At 56.9% G+C, this 20788-nt stretch carries 10 protein-coding genes; all 10 read left to right on the forward strand.

What is annotated here, in order from left to right; genetic code table 11:
- Nucleotides 1-327: 327 nt before the first annotated feature.
- Entirely contained in the window at nucleotides 328-1848 is a 1521-nt protein-coding gene (locus tag J8E65_RS07885) for an AbgT family transporter (protein ID WP_210375212.1), read from the forward strand.
- An 18-nt stretch (nucleotides 1849-1866) separates the two neighbouring features.
- A complete protein-coding gene (locus J8E65_RS07890; protein ID WP_210375213.1) occupies nucleotides 1867-3903 on the forward strand; it encodes an alpha/beta hydrolase family protein in 2037 nt (678 codons plus the stop codon).
- A 243-nt stretch (nucleotides 3904-4146) separates the two neighbouring features.
- Nucleotides 4147-5163, forward strand: a complete 1017-nt coding sequence (locus J8E65_RS07895) for a LacI family DNA-binding transcriptional regulator (protein ID WP_210375214.1) — start codon at nucleotides 4147-4149, stop codon at nucleotides 5161-5163.
- Nucleotides 5164-5194: 31 nt separating this feature from the next.
- Nucleotides 5195-7102: a T9SS type A sorting domain-containing protein gene (locus J8E65_RS07900; protein ID WP_210375215.1), complete on the forward strand. Its 1908-nt coding sequence runs from the start codon at nucleotides 5195-5197 to the stop codon at nucleotides 7100-7102.
- A 61-nt stretch (nucleotides 7103-7163) separates the two neighbouring features.
- Complete coding sequence (locus tag J8E65_RS07905) at nucleotides 7164-9848, forward strand: TonB-dependent receptor (RefSeq protein ID WP_210375216.1); 2685 nt, start codon at nucleotides 7164-7166, stop codon at nucleotides 9846-9848.
- 37 nt (nucleotides 9849-9885) lie between these two features.
- Nucleotides 9886-13176 (forward strand): hypothetical protein, encoded by a 3291-nt coding sequence (locus J8E65_RS07910; RefSeq protein ID WP_210375217.1) that lies wholly within the window; start codon nucleotides 9886-9888, stop codon nucleotides 13174-13176.
- A gap of 20 nt (nucleotides 13177-13196) precedes the next feature.
- The gene (locus J8E65_RS07915) at nucleotides 13197-14204 is read left to right on the forward strand and encodes a PorV/PorQ family protein (RefSeq protein WP_210375218.1); all 1008 of its coding nucleotides are present in this window, start codon (nucleotides 13197-13199) and stop codon (nucleotides 14202-14204) included.
- 26 nt (nucleotides 14205-14230) lie between these two features.
- Nucleotides 14231-17026, forward strand: coding sequence for a glucoamylase family protein (locus J8E65_RS07920; protein WP_210375219.1), 2796 nt, complete (start codon nucleotides 14231-14233; stop codon nucleotides 17024-17026).
- 12 nt (nucleotides 17027-17038) lie between these two features.
- Entirely contained in the window at nucleotides 17039-19321 is a 2283-nt protein-coding gene (bglX, locus tag J8E65_RS07925) for a beta-glucosidase BglX (RefSeq protein ID WP_210375220.1), read from the forward strand.
- The gene (locus J8E65_RS07930; RefSeq protein ID WP_210375221.1) at nucleotides 19321-20772 is read left to right on the forward strand and encodes a glucoamylase family protein; all 1452 of its coding nucleotides are present in this window, start codon (nucleotides 19321-19323) and stop codon (nucleotides 20770-20772) included. The genes bglX and J8E65_RS07930 overlap by 1 nt, the downstream gene beginning before the upstream one ends.
- Nucleotides 20773-20788 lie beyond the last annotated feature (16 nt).

The raw sequence follows: 20788 nt of genomic DNA on the forward strand, positions 1-20788 counted from the left end.
AAAGACACAGCAGGCCTTCCGGTAGCAGACCAAGGCACTTGGCAGGATTGGCCCAAGCTAGCGGCTGATTGCGCTTCGTTTGGGGATGAGCGTTTCAAACAGGCTAAAATGGTTCATAGGGAGGCTGTACCACTTTGGGTAGGGTCTGTTGGCTTGTAGACTGCAGACCATACGGCTCGCCACCTGGAGGGCTTGCACCGAAAAGGATGATGGTCCTATTATTAAGACCAGCAATCGGAAGCGCTTTTGCACAAGACTTTCAAGTGCACTGCGTTGCTGGCACTTTGTAGTTCTCTGTAAACCTAAACGTATTTGCTGTACGCCACAATGAATCGTAAATCGACGCGTTCTGGGGGGTGGTTGGCCTGGATCGAACGTAGCGGCAATGCCCTGCCTGACCCTGTGAGCCTTTTCTTTATCCTCATTGGCTTGGTGATGGTCATCTCGGCCTTGCTGGCCACTATGGGTGTAGAAGCCACACACCCAGGCACAGGCGAGACGATTCGGGTGCAAAACCTTTTCTCTGCAGAACTTATCCGCCGGCTTCTTATGGAAATGCCCCGCACGTTTGCAGGCTTTCCGCCCCTTGGACTTGTACTGGTTGTGATGCTGGGCATTGGCGTAGCGGATAAAACCGGACTGATTGCAGCCGCGTTGCGCGGGATGCTCCGGCGCGTGCCGCCCAAGCTGCTTTCGGCAGCTGTGGTGTTCGTGGGCATTATGTCTTCGCTGGCTGTCGATGCTGGCTATGTGGTCGTTATTCCTTTGGGTGCTTTTGTTTTCTGGGCTGCGGGGCGCCATCCGCTGGCCGGGCTGGCTGCTGCTTTTGCTGGGGTTTCGGGTGCTTTTTCGGCCAATTTGCTTTTAACGTCTTTAGATCCGCTGCTGGCCGGCTTTACGCAATCGGCTGCCCAGCTTATCGATCCAAACTACATTGTACGTGAAACGGCCAACTACTACGTCATTGTGGCCCTTACTCCCTTGCTTACGCTCGTGGGCATGGCTGTAACCGAATGGATTGTGGAACCGCGCTTGGGACCTTACCAAGGCCAAGCCGATGTGGCTGACCTGCCCGCGGAGTTTAGTCCCGAAGAGCGACGGGGTTTGCGCTGGGCTGGGCTTGCGCTTTTGGGTGTGCTTGGACTCATTGGCTTTTTGGTGCTGCCTCCGGGGGCGCCGCTTCGGGGCGAGGATGGGTCGCTGGCGCCGTTTTATGGTAGCATTGTAGCCATTATGTTCCTGTTTTTTCTGATTCCGGGCTTAGCCTATGGTATTGCCACTGGACGTATCAAGAGCGATCGTGATGCGGTACGCATGTCTTCGGAGGCAATGTCGGATATGGCGCTGTACATCGTGCTCGCCTTTGCTGCAGCGCACTTTATCGCCGCCTTTAACTGGTCCAACCTAGGGGCCATTCTGGCGATCAAAGGTGCTGAGCTGCTCAAAAGTTTGGGCTTAAGCGATGTGCCCCTCTTGGTGGGCATTATTTTGGTTTCGGCCACAATCAACCTCTTTATCGGTAGCGCAAGCGCTAAGTGGGCACTGCTGGCGCCAATCTTTGTGCCCATGTTTATGCTCTTGGGTTTTTCGCCGGAACTGGTGCAGATGGCGTATCGGGTAGGCGATTCGGCTACGAACATCATCACCCCGCTTTTGCCCTACTTCCCACTGATTCTCACGTTTGCACTGCGCTATGACCGCTCGGCTGGTATCGGCACGCTCATCGCGCTGATGCTGCCGTATGCGCTGTCCTTTCTTTTGGCTATGACGCTTATGCTCATCCTTTGGATTCTTTTGGGCTTGCCGTTGGGGCCAGATATTCCTTTGCGCTATGAGGTCATTCGCTAAAACCTGGAGGATGTCACCATGCGTGCACTGCGTTGGATACTGATTGTTAGCTTTCCTTTAAGCCTTTGGGCTCAGGACCGGGCAGGTCTAACGCCTCTGGAAGTAGCTCGACTGCAGATGGTAACGGCCGCAGTGTTTTCGCCCGATGGCCGGTATGTGGCCTATGCGGTTTCTGTGCCTGCAGACCCCTTACAGGAAAACCGTCCTGCTGCAACGCATGTGTATGTATGGGACCTTGAAGCAGGGCAGGTCGTCAAAAGTTTTACCCAGGCGAGCGTTTCCGAAATAGCTTTCCGCCCTGGCGCAGGTACGGTCACGTTTCTGGCTTCTATAGAAGAAAACGAGCCGCGCAGCTTGTATGAACTTGCGCTTACGCCGGAAGCTACGCCGAGGCGCTTGCTGCGGCATGAAACAGCCGTTTTGACGTATCAGTGGGCACCTGATGGGCAGCGTGTGGCTTTTGTGGCGCCTGCGCGGTCAGATACCCCACGCACGCCCTTGCCTGTGCGGCCTATTTTTTATGAGGAAGTGCAGCCGCAGCGGCTGGGTTTTGTGCATGACTTGCAATCGGGGCGTTCGGTGCCGTTGGCTGTAGAAGGGTCGTTTTATTTGCTGGCTTGGAGCCCAGATGGTCGGCAGCTGGCTGCTTCGGTCGCGCCTACGCCGTTGGTGGACGACATGTACATGGCCCAGCAAGTGCACGTCTTCGATCCAGCTACCGGAGCAGTGCGGTTGCGCTTGGCCAATGAGGGCAAAATCGGCGCCATCCACTGGAGTCCAGATGGCCGCTGGCTGGCGCTCAAGGCAGCCGATCACCTGCATGATCCTATTGACGGCCGGCTGATGATCGCTTCGGTTACAGAGGGCGCTCGGCCTCAGAACGTCTGGCGGGATTTTGAGGGGCAGTTTGAACAAATTCTCTGGAGCGCGCCCGATCAGCTCTACGTGCTGGTCAGCGTAGGTGTCGAAAAAGGGTTGGCCGTGATACGCCCTGACGGGAGCGGGTTTCGCTATCTTGTGGCACCTGGGATAGCCAACTGGGTAAGCTTCGATCGCGCGTCAAATGGCTTCGTGGTACTTGTGGGCAACACAGCGCAGCACCCAAGCGAGCTTTACGTCTGGCGTCCAGGCATGGCGGCTCCGGAGCGGCTTACAGATCATAATCCATGGCTGGCTGAGGTGCAGCTGGGCGAGCAGCGTGTGGTCCGCTACCGGACACGCGACGGTGCTTACGAAATCGAAGGCATCCTTATGCTGCCCGTAGGCTACCAAGTTGGCCAGCGCGTGCCGCTGATCGTGGTGGTACACGGAGGTCCAGAGGCCCACTATTCAAACGGATGGCTGACGACGTATGCTGCACCTGGACAGATGGCCACCGGACGCGGCTATGCGGTTTTTTACCCGAACTATCGCGGCTCTACCGGTCGGGGCTTGGCCTTCGCTATGAGTAGCCAGGCAGACTTGGCCGGGAAGGAGTTTGACGACATCGTCGACGGTGTCGACTACCTGATTGCCCAGGGCATTGCGGATGCTGCGCGCGTAGGCGTCACTGGCGGCTCCTATGGGGGCTATGCCACGGCTTGGATGTGCACCCGCTATGCACACCGGTTTGCGGCCGGGGTAATGTTCGTGGGCATTAGCAACAACCTTTCAAAATGGGGCACAAGCGACATTCCCAATGAACTCTATTTGGTGCACTCGCGCACGCGCTTTTGGGAAAGCGATGCGAAATGGCTCGATTACCTGCGACGTAGCCCAGTCTATCACGTAGACCAAGCACGCACGCCGCTGCTCATCATACACGGCGCTGAGGATACGCGCGTGCATCCAAGCCAGTCGCTAGAGCTTTATCGGCATCTTAAAGTGCGGCGGCCTGAGCTGCCCGTGCGGCTTATCTTGTATCCTGGTGAGGGACATGGACTCTTGCGCTCGGCGGCTCGTTTGGACTATAGCCTGCGCATGATGGGCTGGTTTGATCACTTCCTTTTGCGCGGAGAACGAACGCTGCCGTCGCTAGAGCTTCCTTCTGAACTCATGGAAGCCAGTTCGCCGTAACCCTATGCCCTGCCATAGGATTACGTTTGAACCTAGCTTGGTCGTTTCTTTGGACCCGCTGTCCTGATGAGCGTGCACGGCCGCTACTGATGCTTGCACTCCTAGAAGGGCTATCGGCTTAGAATGCGATAGGGCACGGAGAAGGGCTTGACAGGTAACGAGGCGTGTATTATAATGGAAACGTTTCCATCCGAGCGCTTTATTTTTTTGGTTGGAAATGGAAACGTTTCCATTTTGCACCATATGGCTGTAACGATCCGAGACGTGGCGCGCGAGGCTGGGGTAGCTATTGGGACTGTATCGCGCGTATTTAACAATAGTGGCCCGGTTAAGGCCTCAACCCGAAAGCGGGTTGAAGAGGCTGCGCGTCGCTTGGGCTATGTGCCGCATGGCGCTGCGCGCAGCCTGATTACCCGGCGTACCCAAACGCTAGGTGTTTTGCTGCCCGACTTATACGGAGAGTTTTACTCGGAGCTGATTCGCGGTTTAGATCAGCAGGCACGGCAGTGGGGTTATCATTTGTTGGTTTCGGGGATGCATGCCGATGCGCGCGAAATGCGCGCCTTGGTACGGGCTATGCGGGGGCGGGTGGATGGTCTGATTCTGATGGGTCCTCATCTGGAATCGGCCCTGTTGGCGGAATACTTGCCTTCAGGTGTGCCGGTTGTATTGATAGGTAATCGGGCAGATTTTCCTTGTGATACTGTGCGGGTGGATAATGTGGCGGGTGCCCGTATGGCTGTTGCGCACCTCATTCAGCTGGGTCATCAGCGCATTGCCTTACTGAGTGGACCGCTAACCAACCAAGAGGCTCGGGAGCGACGCGAAGGGTATCGCCAGGCGCTTCAAGAGGCTGGTCTGGCGCTGCTTCCCATGTTAGAGTTGGAAGGCGACTTTACTGAAGCGTCGGGTTATGGACTAGGGCAAAAATTGCTTTCTCGTAGGCCTACAGCCGTTTTCGTATCGAACGACGCCATGGCCATAGGGCTATTGCGTTGGTTGCACGAGGCAGGGGTGCGTGTACCTGAGCAGTTGGCGCTGGTGGCTTTCGATGATATTCCTATGGCCCGTTACACGCGTCCGGCCTTAACCACAGTACACAGTCCAATTTATGAGCTCGGTGCTCGGGCAATAGATCAGTTGCTTCAAGCGCTTAGTGACGGCGCGCAGCACGTCCCTCAAGAAGTGGTGTTACCTGTGCACCTTGTAGTGCGTGAGTCTTGCGGCGCCGGACAAGATCGGTTTCATCCTATACCTTAATCCGCTCACCAACGCTTAAGGAGGTCCTTCGATGAAAACCGCTACAATGCTCAGCTTGCTTAGCCTTTGGGCACTGCAAGCTATGGCACAGCCTGCGCGCACCCACGACATCTTGTGGGCCCGCGACGTAGCAGGTGCTGCGCTGACACTCGACGGGCGGCTCGATGAGCCGGTCTGGCAACAAGCTGAAAAAATTGATCTGCTCTGGAATAATCCGACATTTTTTGCACCTGGCGGTGGTTGGGATAACTTTTTTGATTCTTTCACGATTGAACCTACCGATCCTGTCCACGGCACGCTCTACGTACTTCGGGATGGGAACAAGCTCTGGATAGGTGTGGTGGCGCAAGACAAGTCGATTGGGGGAGATCCGGCCAATGATTTCTTCCGAAATGACGGGTTGATTATTGCCATTTTAAACAAAAACCGGCGCCAGACGGCCTACAGTGGTCCTCATTACACCAAAGATGTGAACGTTGACGAATTCTTCTTCACTTGGCGGGGCAGCAGCAATCCAGGGGATCTTCCTACGCTAAACTTGGGGGGACGAGGTGGAGATTTGACCGATGACCGGACGGTGTGGGATGGGGCGGCCACGGTGGACGGCAGTTCGAACGACGATGCCACCGAAGACATCGGCTATACCTTGGAGTTGTGGATTGACTTATCGAAGCTAGGCTTCGACATGACGCAGCCGGAGGGAGATCACGTTCCGATTTCGTTTGCCCTTTACGATTATGACTACGCCTGGCCGGCTGATCCTGCACGTCAGTATCTGTCGCGGGCCTGGTGGCAGAATCCTTGGGGGAACGATATGCCCCATGGCGTCGGCTATGTACTGGGTCGCCCGGACGTGACCGTGGGCTCTGGAGCAGTGCCTGTAGTGAATACGCCAGACCTGCGCATCCCTGTGATGCCGCTAGGCGCAACGCTCACGATAGACGGCAAACTCGATGAGTCGGTTTGGATGCTACTCGAGCCGACCTTGTCGTTGCAGTACCAGATGCCGCCGGAAGCGCTGGATGCGTTGCCCGGACTCTTTGGCCCCTATCAAACGCACTGGTTTCGTCCAGGGGGTGACGCCCCGGAGGCGCCACCTGTCGTGGATGCTACAGCAGGACGCATTTACTTGGTAGCCTCAGGGACTACGTTGTACGTCGGACTGGATACGGACGATCAGGCGATCAACGGAGACCTAAGCGATGGCTTGCGGATTAACCTTCGCGCCAAGCAAAACAGCCGTCCAGGGGCGCCTTATGTGGTCAAGCGTTTCCGCATCGGCATTGATTCTACTGGCGCAGCTGTCCTTATGGATGAGGCCCAGCCAGATACTGCCGGCAACACGCCGGTTCAGGCAGCGGTGCATCTGAAAGGCACCTCCACTGTAGCGGATCCTTCAGATGTTGACGAGGGCTACCAGCTCGAAATTGCTATAGACCTCACCCAGATTCCGGGCTATGAAGAAGGCCTCGGCGATGGGACGTTGGGGATAGGCTTTACCTTCTTTGATGGCGATGCCCTGGATCCGGCGGATCAGAGCTATAGTACGTTTGTCTGGTACATGAATGAGGGGAATGCGGACATCTGGGGAGGGCCTACAGCGCTGGCATATGTGGATCCACTTTGGGTCGTGGCTAACGAGTCGTGGTCGGCCGAGTTGCCGCCCACGCTGCAACTGCTCGGCAATGCGCCCAATCCATTCCGGAGCCAGACCCGGATCGCCTACCTCGTTCCCGAAGCAGGTCAGGTCGAGCTCGAGGTGTTTGATTTGCTTGGGCGTCAGGTAAAAACTATTGCAGCAGGCTATCAGCATCCTGGACGCCATGAATTCGTCCTGGATGCTACCGGTATGGCTGCAGGGCTTTACGTGTATCGCATTCATTGGCAAGCGGGTGCGCGCCGTGCGCAGGCAACAGGCCGCTTGATTCTTGGGCATTAACGTAAAGCGCTCCGGGGCTATGCCTAAAGGCGTGCCCCGGAGCGCCTACCTTATCACAGCGATGCGTGTCAGGCTTCTGGCAAGTTTATGGCTGGGGTTGGTAACGCAGGCCGCTTGGGCGCAAAGCGGTAAGCTGGCCGGTCGCGTCACCGATGCTCAGGGTACGCCTCTACCTGGAGCCACCGTATTTGTGGAAGGCACTACGCTGGGTGCAGCAGCCGACATCGAAGGCGATTATGTGGTACTCCGGATTCCGCCTGGTACTTATCGGGTGCGTTTTAGCATGGTCGGCTATCAGACCAAGCTTGTAGAGGGCGTTGTCATTGCCTCAAACCAAACCACAACGCTCAACATCTCGCTTGAGGAGGCCTTGCTGACCGGACAAGAGGTAGTGGTGGTAGCCGATCGGCCAGTGGTCGATGTGACACTGACCAGTACCATGGCCACGGTGTCGCGACAGGAGATCGAGCAACTTCCCGTTCAGCGTCTGGAAGATCTTGTTAACCTGCAGGCCGGTGTGGTTGATGGACACTTTCGGGGCGGCCGTTTAGGCGAAGTGCAATATCAGGTCGATGGGGTGACCGTCAACAACCCCTTCAATAATCAGTCGATGCTGACCCTGGACCGATCGGTGCTGCAGGAAGTGCAGGTGATTCAGGGCACGTTCGATGCCGAGTATGGCCAAGCCCTTAGCGGTGTGGTAAATGCTGTGCTGCGAAGTGGTGCACCCGATCGCTATGAATTTATGGTAGAAGCTTTTGGTGGCGACTACCTAAGTCCAGGTAGTGATTCTATGTGGGTTCGCACGGCGCAAGGCCGGATGCGGGTAGCCCGTTTCCCTTTTATTGATCGTTTTGATCCCCAAAGCATCCGCAACCTGCAGGCCAGTTTTAGTGGTCCTTTGCCCCTAGTGCCGCATACCACCTTTCTGCTCAACGGCCAGCGTTATGAAAACCAGGGACATCTGATGGGCCAGCGGCGCTTTCGGCCGCTGGCCGACGACAGTACGAACTTCGAGCGTGGCATTTTTGTGGAAAACGGAGATTGGGCTATTGTGCCGATGCAGTTTGAGCGACGCTGGTCTTTCTTAGGCAAACTGAGCAACCGCAGCTTAAGCAATGTCGTGCTCAACTATCAGGCCGTTGGCGGATGGGTGCGTCGCAAGCAGTACAACCACGCCTTTCGCTTTAATCCAGATGGCACGCGTACCATTCGCGAGTTCTCCATTTCCCATGGTCTGGACGTAACCTACACGCCTACGCCTACGACGTTTGCCGAGCTTAGCTGGCGACACAACGTTTTTGACCATAAAAACGTGCGGTTTGAAGACGTGCACCACCCGCTTTACTTCGAATACGGGGCGCCACAGGGCAGTCCAGTCTATGAAGACGGGGCCGTTGTGCAAGGCGTGGATCTAGGGCGTTTTGTGCAGCACACCAATGCCCTTGTGGTCAAGCTAGCTCTGACCAGCCAGGTGACCAAAGTACATTTGGTGAAGGCCGGCCTTGAAGTGCAGCCGTTCATCTTAAAGTTTGGCGTTCCAGGCCTAATTACGCAAGGAGATATTGGCGGAAGGCAGGGCCTAGTGGTGCGTGAGGATTCTATTGGAGCACGGGTGCTGACGTACAAACCGGTTCAAGGCGCCGCGTTTGTGCAAGATCGGGTGGAATGGGGTAACCTGCGCATTCGGCTTGGCCTGCGGCTGGAATTCTTTGATGCCAATGGGCGCGTGCCCAGCGACTGGGAAAATCCTGCCAATGCCATTCCTGGTGCCCCACCTTCGCGCTTAGTGCCTACATCGGTCAAATGGGCGATTGCCCCCCGGCTGGGCGTGTCGTTCCCAATCTTGGCCAATGCCTCGGTCTTTTTCTCCTATGGCCATTTTTACCAGATGCCAGGGCTGGGGCTGCTGTTTGACAATGCAGACTACACGATCCTGCGGGATTTGCAAGCCGGAAATGTCAGCTATACGGTCATGGGCAACCCAGACCTAAAACCTGAATTTACAGCACTCTATGAGTTTGGCTTCAAAGCAGCCTTAACGGCAGACTTGGGTGTGGATGTCAATTTGTTTTACAAAGACATTCGGGACCTGCTGGGGGTGGCTTTTCAGTCGACCTACACGGCTGCAGAGTATGCCCGATTTACGAACGTGGATTTTGGTCATGTGCGAGGCTTTACGCTTTCACTGGACCAGCGCCGACTGGGGCCGCTGAGCGTGGCGATCGACTATACCTACCAAGAGGCTTTAGGCAACAGTAGTGATCCACGCGAAACAGCCAATCGGGCAGCGGCTGGCGAAGATCCGCGTCCGAGGCAGGTGCCGCTCAATTGGGACCAAAGGCATACGCTAAATGTCAGCGTATTGCTTAGCCAAGCTGAGCGCTACGCGCTAACTGGAATTTTACGTTTGGCCTCAGGACAGCCCTATACCCCTACGCTGGGCTCTGGCTTTGGGGCTGAGCTGGAACCCAACTCGGGCCGTAAGCCCTCGGCTGTGCTCATCGACGTGCAGGCGGAAAAGTATTTCCGCCTGGCAGGGTTGCCGCTTGTGCTTTTTGCTCGGGTGTTCAATGTGCTCGATACGCACTATTTCAACGGCTTTGTGTTTGCCGATACCGGAAGTCCGTTTTACACGCTTAACCCGATAGCTCAGCGTAACCCGGATCCAGCCCGCTTGTATCCGCCTCGACGGGTAGAGTTTGGCATTCGGCTTCAAGGAAGTTGGTCAGCAAACGCACGCTAATAGCACAAGCATGATGTTCAAGCACTGCTGTGGTTTGGTGGCATGGTCTATTGCTTGGGTTTGGGCAGCGCATGCACAGCACTTGGAACCGGTAACACCACCCCAGTGGCGTAGCCAAATCAGTGCTGAGCGCATGGGGCTGCACGATGCCAATCGCATCCGGACCATGTTTTACAACTTTGGCATGGTGGGCAACTTTGAGGTTAATCCCGATCTAAGCGTTTTCCACTCGGTTGAGGTGCCCAAAGGCATTGGACTGAATTATTCGGATGGCATTACCCCGTTTGTGCTTACGCGGGTAGCAAGGGCTTCGAATCCAAACGACTCGATTTATGTGATGCTCACGGGCTATCGGGAGCGACAGGCGGTCGACCCCTTTCACCCCGGGCGCCAACTCCGCTTTGAGCCTCGGCCAGGCTTTTTTGAACCAGATCCTATGATTAACCGAGGTCGCTCGATAGCAGTCTCGAACGATCCCCGTACCTGGCCAGGTGCTGTTGATGCTGCGGGCAATCCCCGCCAGGGTGTTTCGCCAGAGCAGTGCTGGTATGACAAAATCAATGATCCGGACGACCCCGGCTGGTGCGGCTCTTGGAATGGCTACTTTGGCAAACGCCCTAATGCCGATCAGGAGTCGTTTTTTGTGATGGACGATAATTTCTACGCCACCTTTGATTTTTACCCAGATGCTCGGGACCAAACGCGGCGCGGTCTTGGCCTGCGGGTTGAAGTGCGTGGCTTTCAGTGGTCTAATCCCCAAGCCCAGAATGTCATCTTCTGGCACTACGATATCATCAATGAAAGCACGACGGACTACCCGAACATGATCTTCGGGCTTTACATGGACTCGGGCGTAGGGGGCTCGCAGCTCTCATGCGACGGGGTCTACGAAAGCGACGACGACAACGCGTTCTATAATACCGAGCTGGGATTGAACCTGGTCTATACGTGGGATAAAGGTGGCCATGGCGTCAGCCTGCGCTCCACCTGTGAACCTACAGGCTACGTGGGATATGCCTATCTGGAAACTCCTGGAAATCCCTTTGACGGTTTCGACAACGACGAAGATGGCATCACCGATGAACGCCGCGACAGCGGTCCAGGTCAGCGTATCGAAGGCCAAGAGGCCATTCGGGCTTATGTCATGCAGCATTACGACCTGGCACGGTTTGAGCGGGCTTATGGTCCACTAGAAAACCGACCTGCGTATCTGGCAGGCGTTTGGTGGACGGGCGACGAAGACCTTGACTGGGTTTGTGAAGCACACGACACCGGTGCTGATGGCATTTTTGCAGATCCAGAGGAAGGCATCGAGCCAGATACGGGCGAGGGGGACTGCATCCCTACCGAGGGGGAGCCCAACTTTGACCGCACCGACATTACCGAAAGTGACCAGATCGGCCTGACTGGCTTTAAGATGAACCGCATTCGTCCCGGTACCGGCTCACCGGCTACGGAGACCGACAACATCGTCTTTTTCATGGATCAAAACGAATGGCCTAAGCGGCTCTATCAGCAGTTTACGCATCCTGACCCGGCTGTTCGTTTCGATCCTCCCCTAGTGCTGAACTACAACATCGGCTTTCTTTTTGCTTCTGGACCTTTTGCGCTTAAGGCCGGTCAGCGAGAACGGTTCAGCTTGGCGCTAGCTTACGGAGAAGACCTAATCGACCTGGAAAGCACCGTGCGTGTTGTCCAGTCGATCTACAATGCCAACTATCAGTTTGCTACTCCGCCTCCAGCGCCAACCGTTCAGGCTTATGCTGGCGATGGTTTCGTAACGCTCATGTGGGACAATCGGGCCGAAACAGCTGTCGACCCGGTCACAGGTGAGCGCGACTTTGAAGGCTACCGGATCTACCGGGCCACCGATCCTAACTTTCTCGATGCGCAGCTTATTCGGGATGCTCGGGGTGGGGGACCCGTGGGTAACGGACGGCCGATTGCCCAATTTGACTTGATTAATGGTATTCGGGGTTTTTCGGAGCTGGCGGTGCAGGGCGTGCAGTACTGGTTGGGCGAAGACAACGGCATTCGGCACGTTTGGACGGATTCAACAGTCATCAATGGTCAGCTCTACTACTACGCCGTAACCGCCTACGACCGGGGTGTGGGACCGCCGTTTAACTTTTATCCTTCCGAGAATGCCATTTCGGTCTCGCGCACGGTTCGCGGCGGTACGATCCTGCCACGTAATGTGGTGGCTGTAAGGCCTAATCCCCCGGTACCCGGATATATTCCAGGTGCGGTAGTCGAAGGGAGCTTGCGTCAGCTATCTGGCCGTGGCGTGGGTACAGTGCAGCTGCGCGTAGTGCACCCCGACCGCGTTCCCGAGGGGCATGTGTTTCGCTTGACGTTTGACGCCCCCACCGACAGCATTCGCGCCCAGTCTTATCGGTTGGTAGATGTTACCACAGGTGAAGTGCTGTTCGAGCATGGACGAGACCTTGAGGGGGCGGGCACGGGACCAGTTGGAGCTGGTCTGCTCCCAGTCATTCAGACAGCCCTCTGGCCTGAGGTCGATACACTGGCCAGCGGATTTACGGCTGAGAGCCAAACCCGTGTGCGCCTGCGGCCTTTGTATCAAAGGACGCGCTCCCCAAATCTGCGCCGACCTGGCTACCCAGAGGACCTGCTCATTGTGTTTGCCAACGAGCCGCTCGACACGTCACGCGCGGCCATTGGCATGCCGGCTACGCCAGCGCACTTCAAGGTGATCACGGCCGACGGCAGGTGGCAGTTTGATTTTCGCTTTCGGGATGTAAACCGAGACCGCACGCTCAGCGCCGACGGAGAGTTTATCGAAGTGCTGCTGCCGGAGCGCGAAGGCGGCCCCTTGATCCCTACCTGGCGCATCTTCTACGATGCTGCGCGTACGCCTGCTGACGCTATGCCGCCCGGTCAAGGTGACGTGTATCGACTCCGCATGCGGCTGCCGCTAACGGCAGAAGACGTCTTCGAGTTTACCACCCAAGGGGCCTACGTGGATGCTGCGCAGGCGCGCGATCAGCTTCGCGAGCAGGAGCCGTATGTTGTTCCCAATCCCTATGTAGCCGCTGCGGCTTTTGAACCTGAACGCTTTGCTGTAAGCGGACGCGGTGAGCGCCGTCTGGAATTTCGCAACATTCCGGCAGGTGCCACAATCCGGATTTACACTGTGCGTGGCGAGCTCGTGCAGACCCTCCATCACGACGGCTCCAGCATCGGTATGGTGCCCTGGGATCTACGTACCAAAGACAATTTGGAAATCGCGCCGGGGCTTTACCTCTTCCACGTTGAAGCACCAGGTGTGGGCGAATACATTGGTAAGTTTGCTGTCATCAAATAGCAAAACCGACCTTCAAGCTTATGAAGCGTGGCTATTGGATTGCTCTGGCAGGAGGGCTGATGCTGAGCAGCTTGAGTGCCTTGGCGCAGACGAAAGTGGCTACCACGATCGGGCAAGTGCTTTTAATTGAGCCCAGTGCACGCGCGGCAGCTATGGGAAACGCAGGTGTCACCGTAACGGTCGATGCCTTTGGTTTGTACTTTAATCCAGGACTCCCAGCTACGTTGGAACGCTCGGCCGTTGCCATAACCTATAGCCGCTGGTTGGCCGATTTGAACTACACGTATACAACAGCTTTGGTGCAGTTAGGGTCTAGTGCGCTTTCGCTGGCACTTACTACGCTAAACTCGGGCGAAATGGAGGTGCGCACGGTTGAGCAGCCGCTGGGTACGGGTGAGCGCTTCACGGTCGAGCAGCTGGTGTTGGGGTTGGGCTTCAGCCGCCGCTTGACGGACCGCTTTAGCGCAGGCGTGCAGGTTAAGTGGCTACACGAGACGATCTGGCATAGTAGCCTCTCAGCGTTGGCCTTGGATGTAGGCGTGTTTTACGAGCTGCCCTTTCGGGCTTATTTGGGCGCCAGCTTATCGAACTTCGGCACGCGGGGGCGTTATGATGGAAGGGATTTGCGTGTGCGCTACGATCAGGACCCCAATCGCCATGGAGACAATAGCAACCTGCCGGCCGCTTTGCACACCGAAAGCTACCAGCTCCCTATCCTGTTTCGGGTCGGGATGGGGTTGCCGCTCGAGCTTGGATCGGGGCAGCAGCTGCTGCTTGTTGCCGATGCATTTGAACCCAGTTTCAACACCGAAAGCATAAGCCTAGGTGCTGAATGGCAGTTGATGAACGTGTTGGCCTTGCGGGCGGGTTATCAAAATCTCTTTGAGCAGGATTCGGAGCTGGGATTAACCTTGGGTATGGGTCTGTCGTACGAAGTAGCGAAGCTGCGCTTTCAGTTTGATTATGCCTGGGCTAGCCATGCCCATTTGAGCGCAATTCACCGGTTGAGTGCCAGCATTGCCTTTTGAGCCTCATTAAATCACAAAGCGCGTCTATGTGGCAATGGCTCGGCTTGCTGCTCGTATGGGGAGGACTGCTGCCCACTGCTTGGGCCCAACAGGCCACATGGACGCTGTGGGAAGGGACCGCAGGGGCAGCCTATGAAGCTGCTTCAACGGGCAGTTTTTGGGGGGGCGACACCTTGGTCCTCAGCGGTCCTGGCAACCGATATTTGCCGCTGCGCACGCTTGCCGATGGACAAGCAGTAGCTCGGCTGGTCTTCCAGCATGTTGAAGGAGGATTTTGGCAGCTGGTCATGTATCAGCCTGAGCGCTTAAGCGACTTGCAAACGCCCGACACGCTTCGCTTGTGGCTCAACGCGCCAGCTGCACTGCCGGGCGTTTGGTTGCCTGAAATTGCCCTAATCGATCAAGAAGGCCATGCAACGGCTACAGTGGCGCTCAGGGCAGCTGCAGGGATAGGATGGAACGCGGTCCGTAGCGGCTGGCAGGCCGGTAGCCAGACAGACCTGGCGTTGTCGGTGCGCTACGTGTCGGCGCTTCCGGCTGAGTTGCCACGCTTAGGCTATCCTGAAGACCTTTGGATCACGTTTGCCGATGCTCCCCTCGATACCTCGCAGGCAGCTGTTGGCTTACCAGCCCATCCTGCCCGTTTTATGGTGCAAACCTTTTCCGGAACGCAGCTGCCGTTTCGATACCAGGAGCTCAATGGCGATCAGACGCTCAGCGCAGTGGGTGAATATTTCGAGGTGCTTACCCCAGAGCCAGAAACAGGTCGGCTGCGCCCTACGTGGCGTGTAGAAGTTATCCGCACCCCGTCCCGTCCCCCCAGCCTAGGTGATCGCTACCTGCTGGCTGTAGATAACGACGGGATCGATAGCGATCCCAACAGCTGGCAAATTTTCCGGATTGCTTGGAGTGATTTTGGCCCCCTGGGTCGTTTTGATCCTGCTCGCGTAGCCGGCTTCCGCCTGCAAGCTGGTGCAAAGCCCACGTATGGGTTACGTGAGCTGTGGATCGGGCGGGTTGAAGCTGTTAGCCATGATCTTGAAGGGACGCCACTGCCACCGCCCCAAGGCGTGCGTGCGGTGGCCGGCGATTCCAGTGTCGTACTTTATTGGGAGCCGGTAGCTGGTGCTGTGCGCTACCGTGTCTACCGCCAAGATGAGGAGGCGTTGCCTTTTCACTTGCTGGCCGAAGTCGTCCCACCCGAAGATTATGCCGACCTAGCGGTTCGTAACGGCCAGACCTATACCTACGTGCTGCGCAGCGTGGATGCTCAGGGGCGCGTGAGCTCCGACAGCGCTCCAGTTCAGGCTACCCCTCAAGCCGGTCTGGAAGATGCGTTTTTGGAGCTCGTGCAGCGCCGAGCATTTACCTACTTTTGGCAGGAGGCCAACCCGACCAATGGCCTTATCCGAGACCGAAGCCGTCCTGAAAGTCCAGCCAGCATTGCGGCCGTGGGTTTTGGGCTTTCGGCGTTGACCGTGGGCATTGATCGGGGTTGGATTTCTCGGGACCAGGGGCGCGGGCGGGTCCTGCGTACACTGGAGTTTTTCTGGAAGGCACCTCAGCATGCGGCTTCGAATGCAACGGGCTACCAGGGCTTTTTCTATCATTTTCTGGACATGCAAAGCGGGCAAAGGGCCTGGCAGTCTGAACTCTCTACGATCGACACAGCCCTACTCCTGGCTGGAGTGCTTCACGTGCGGCAGTACTTCGATGGTCAGGAGCCAGAAGAAGTCCGCATTCGTGCCTTGGCCGACTCGCTGTACCATCGCGTCCGTTGGCGCTGGTTTGCTCCCCGCATGCCGCTACTGGCACTGGGATGGACGCCGGAGAGCGGCTTTCTGCCTTATGACTGGACCGGATACAACGAGGCCATGATCCTTTATCTGCTGGCCCTTGGCGCTCCCGCAGATTCCTTACCGTCGGCAGCTTGGCAAGCTTGGACGCAAACCTACCGATGGGCTACGCACTACGGCTACAGTTTTGTGGAATTTCCACCCCTTTTTGGACACCAATACAGTCATGTATGGATTGACTTTCGGGGCATTCAGGATGCCTACATGCGCCAAAAGGGCATCGATTACTTCGAGAACAGCCGTCGGGCTACGCTAGCCCAGCAGGCTTATCACCTGGCTAATCCTAACCGTTATCCGAACTACGGCGCTGACGAGTGGGGATTGACGGCTTCGGATGTGCCCGGAGGTTATCTAGCTCGAGGGGCACCACCGCCCCAGAACGACGAAGGTACCTTGGCCCCCACAGCCCCTGCCGGTTCAATTGTATTCACACCAGAAGCCTCCCTCTGGGCTTTGCGCACCATGTACCGCCGTTACCGCAACCGCTTATGGGGGCCCTATGGTTTTCGGGATGCCTATAACGTGCAGCAAAACTGGTTTGCAACCGACTACCTAGGGATCGATCAGGGTCCAATAGTGCTCATGATCGAGAACTTGCGCACAGGTGCCATCTGGCGGCGCATGATGACGCACGAAGCCATTGTGCAAGGATTAGCACGGGCAGGTTTTCGTCCTGTATCTACATCCGCTGCTCCACTTGGCACCTGCGACCCCCAATCGCTCCGGTGTTTCCCTAATCCGTTTACACGGCGTCTCGAAGTGCAGTATGTTCTAGAAGGGGTAGCACGGGTTACCGTGTACGATGTGCTGGGACGTGTGGTGGCGGTTTATGCACCGCATTGGCAACCATCTGGTTTGCAGCACATGGTGCTAGAGGCTACGAGCTGGCCGGCAGGTCCCCTACTGCTTGAGCTGCGTGGGGACTCGATGCGAGCAAACTGTCTACTTATTCATCTCAAACCATAAATCTAATGACCTATGTTGCGCCTGTACCTGGTGCTCCTGCTTACGCTGATTGGCTTTACGACGGCTCGGGCCCAGTCGCTAGAAAAAGCCCGGGAAGATTCTCTGATCGAAGCGCTGCTGGCCCGCATGACGCTTGAAGAAAAACTTGGGCAGCTCACCCTCTACAATGGAGGGTTGGCGCAAACAGGACCGGTTGTGATGACTGCTGATCCAGATGCTGTGCGTCGTGGGAGGGTTGGGGCTGTTATGAATCTTTTTGGTGCGGAAGCAACCTGTGCGCTGCAGCGGCAAGCTGTTGAGGAAAGCCGGCTAGGCATTCCCCTCCTGTTTGCGTTGGATGTAATTCATGGCTTTCGAACGATTTTTCCTGTACCCCTGGCCGAAGCAGCCACGTTCGATCCCCAGCTGGCTGAGCAAACTGCTCGTGTAGCCGCGCTTGAAGCTTCGGCGGCCGGGCTGCACTGGACGTTTGCCCCTATGGTCGACATTGCGCGGGATGCACGTTGGGGGCGCATTGTAGAAGGCAGTGGAGAGGATCCCTACTTAGGATCGCTCATGGCAGCTGCCCGCGTACGCGGCTTTCAGGGGAAGGATCTGCGCGAGCCCTCCACCATTATGGCGTGTGCAAAGCACTTTGTAGCTTATGGTGGTGCCGAGGGCGGTCGAGACTACAATACGGTAGACCTCTCTGAGCGTACGCTTCGGGAGGTTTACCTGCCCCCGTTTGAAGCTGCTGTTCGGGCAGGGGCCCTTTCTGTGATGTCGGCCTTTAACGAGATTGGCGGCATCCCCGCTTCGGCCGATCGGCGGCTGTTGACCGATGTACTTCGGGGGGAGTGGGGTTTTGAAGGTCTGGTGGTGAGCGACTACACGGCTATCTGGGAATTGCTTTTTCATGGCATTGCGGCCGACAGTGCCGAAGCAGGTCGTAAAGCGCTTGTCGCTGGGGTCGACATGGACATGGTTAGCGGCATTTACGTGCACAAGCTGGCCGAGGAGGTGCGGTCGGGTCGGCTACCAGAGGCAGTCGTGGATGAAGCGGTGCGACGCGTGCTTCGGGTGAAATACCGGCTGGGACTTTTTGAAGACCCCTACCGCTATTGCCGTGATCCGGAGCGTGAGCGGCGGTTGTTGTTGGCCGCGGAGCATCGGCGTTTAGCCCGTGAAGTGGCTACAAAAGCCATCGTGCTGCTTAAGAATGAGGGCAACCTGCTGCCTTTGGCCGATACGCTACGTACGCTGGCCGTTATTGGCGCGCTGGCGACCGATTCAGCGAGTGTGCTGGGACCTTGGGCAGCAACGGGTCGGCCAGGCGAGGCCGTAACGATCCTTGAAGGCCTTCGGGCAGCTTTGCCCCAGACACGGGTACTCTATGCCCCGGGCTATCCTGAGGCGCCGCCAGGCGGTTTTCAGGAAATTGTTGCCACTGCTTTAAGCCCCGACACCAGTCGGTTTGCGGAAGCCGTGGCGGTAGCAGCGCAGGCCGATGTGGTCCTCTTAGTGCTCGGTGAGCACCGAGAGCTCAGCGGCGAGGCTGCCAGTCGGGCTTCGGTAGCGTTGCCTGGGGCTCAGGAAGCGCTGGCCCGACGCATCTTGGCGACAGGGAAGCCCGTGGTAGTGGTGCTCATGAACGGCCGGCCCTTGGCTATTCCTTATCTTGCCGAAGCTGCACCAGCCATTTTGGAAACCTGGTTTCTGGGCTCTGAGATGGGGAACGCTGTGGCAGATGTACTTTTGGGTCGGGCTAGCCCAGGTGGCCGCTTACCGGTATCGTTCCCACGGGCAACCGGTCAGGAACCCCTTTATTACAACCATAAACCAACGGGTCGACCGCCGCGTGCAGAAGAAAAGTACACCTCAAAGTACCTCGACGTGCACTGGAGCCCGCTGTATCCTTTCGGATACGGCCTGACCTATACCACGTTCGCCTATCGAAATTTGCGCCTGAGCTCTAGCCGCTTAGGTTTGCAGGATACGTTGCGCCTTACCGTGGAAGTGACCAACACGGGAACGCGGGCAGGAGAAGAGGTAGTGCAGCTCTACGTGCGCGACGAAGCCGCCTCGGTCACCCGTCCGGTGCGTGAGCTCAAAGGCTTTCAGCGCGTGGCACTTGCACCGGGAGAAACAAAGACCGTGACTTTCGAGCTGCCCGTCGAAGCCCTGCGTTTTTGGGGCTTGGAAAATCGATGGGTGGTGGAACCTGGATGGTTTACGCTGCAAGTGGGACCTTCGTCGGCAGAAGGCCTCGAAGCCCGATTTGAGGTCTTGGCCCAAAGTACAATTCGATCAAGGTGATGAAAAGATTTCCATGGGGATGGATTGGCGTCCTTTTGGTAGGGCTTGGGGGAATGGGTTGCAGGCTGGAGCATGACAGCCCGCAAGCTTCAGATGCGTTTTTAGATACGCTTCAGGCCCGTACGTTTGCGTTCTTTTGGGAAACCGCCCATCCGGAGACCGGACTGATTCCCGATCGCTGGCCGACGCCTTCGTTTTCAAGTATTGCCGCTGTCGGGTTCGGCCTGAGTGGTTATCTGGTAGGCGTAGAGCGCGGCTACATCACCCGCCAGCAAGCCGCCGAGCGCATCTATCGCACACTGCGCTTTTTATGGGAAGCACCCCAAGGTCCAGCTGCCTCCGGTACGGCTGGCTACAAGGGGTTTTTCTACCATTTTCTGGAGATGGATACCGGACACCGCTTCCGGGATGTCGAGCTTTCCTCGATCGATACCGCGTTGCTGATGGCCGGTGTGCTAGCTACGCAGGTTTACTTTGACGGCAGCGATACGCTGGAGGTGGCTATTCGGGCTTATGCCGACTCACTTTTTCAGCGCGTAGAGTGGGATTGGATGCAGCCGCGGGCACCGCTCATTGCCATGGGTTGGTATCCAGAACGCGGTTATCACACGCACGACTACACAGGCTACAGCGAGGCGATGCTGCTTTACGTGCTGGCGCTGGGCTCACCGACGTTTCCTGTAGCACCCCAAGCTTGGCAAGCCTGGACGCAGACCTACCAGTGGGGGACGTTTTATGGACAGACGTTTGTGCAATACAGCCCACTTTTTACGCATCAGTATAGCCATGTATGGATTGATTTTCGAGGTATTCAGGATGCCTACATGCGCCAAAAGGGCATCGATTACTTCGAGAACAGCCGTCGGGCTACGCTAGCCCAGCGTGCTTACGCCATAGATAACCCAGGCCGCTGGCAAGGCTACGGTCCCGACCTATGGGGGCTAACCGCCTGCGACGGCCCGATAGATACCACGCTGGTGCTTAGTGGGCAGGAACGCACGTTTCGAAGCTATGCAGCGCGTGGCGCCAGTTTGGTTTACGTTCTGGACGATGGGACTCTTGCCCCTACAGCTGTAGGAGGTTCACTGCCCTTTACGCCCGAGCTAGCGCTGGCCGCGCTGCAAACCATGAAGGCACGCTATGGCGAAGCGCTGTGGGGACAATACGGCTTTCTGGACGCGTTTAACCCGACGTTTCAGGTGACCGATGTGCCCCTTAAGCATGGACGGGTCATTCCTGGCTTAGGTTGGTTCGATACCGATTATCTGGGAATCGACCAAGGCCCTATCTTGCTTATGGCAGAAAATTACCGAAGTGAATTGCTCTGGCGCCTGATGCGTCAGAGCCCTTACGTTGTACAAGGCCTACAGCGGGCTGGGTTTACCGGTGGTTGGCTCGAAGAGATAACCCTGCCTGAACTGCGCGTGGTCATTCACAACCGACAGGAATAACAAGCTGCGCTATGGG

This window comes from Rhodothermus bifroesti, from assembly GCF_017908595.1.
Taxonomy (GTDB): Bacteria; Bacteroidota; Rhodothermia; order Rhodothermales; family Rhodothermaceae; genus Rhodothermus; species Rhodothermus bifroesti.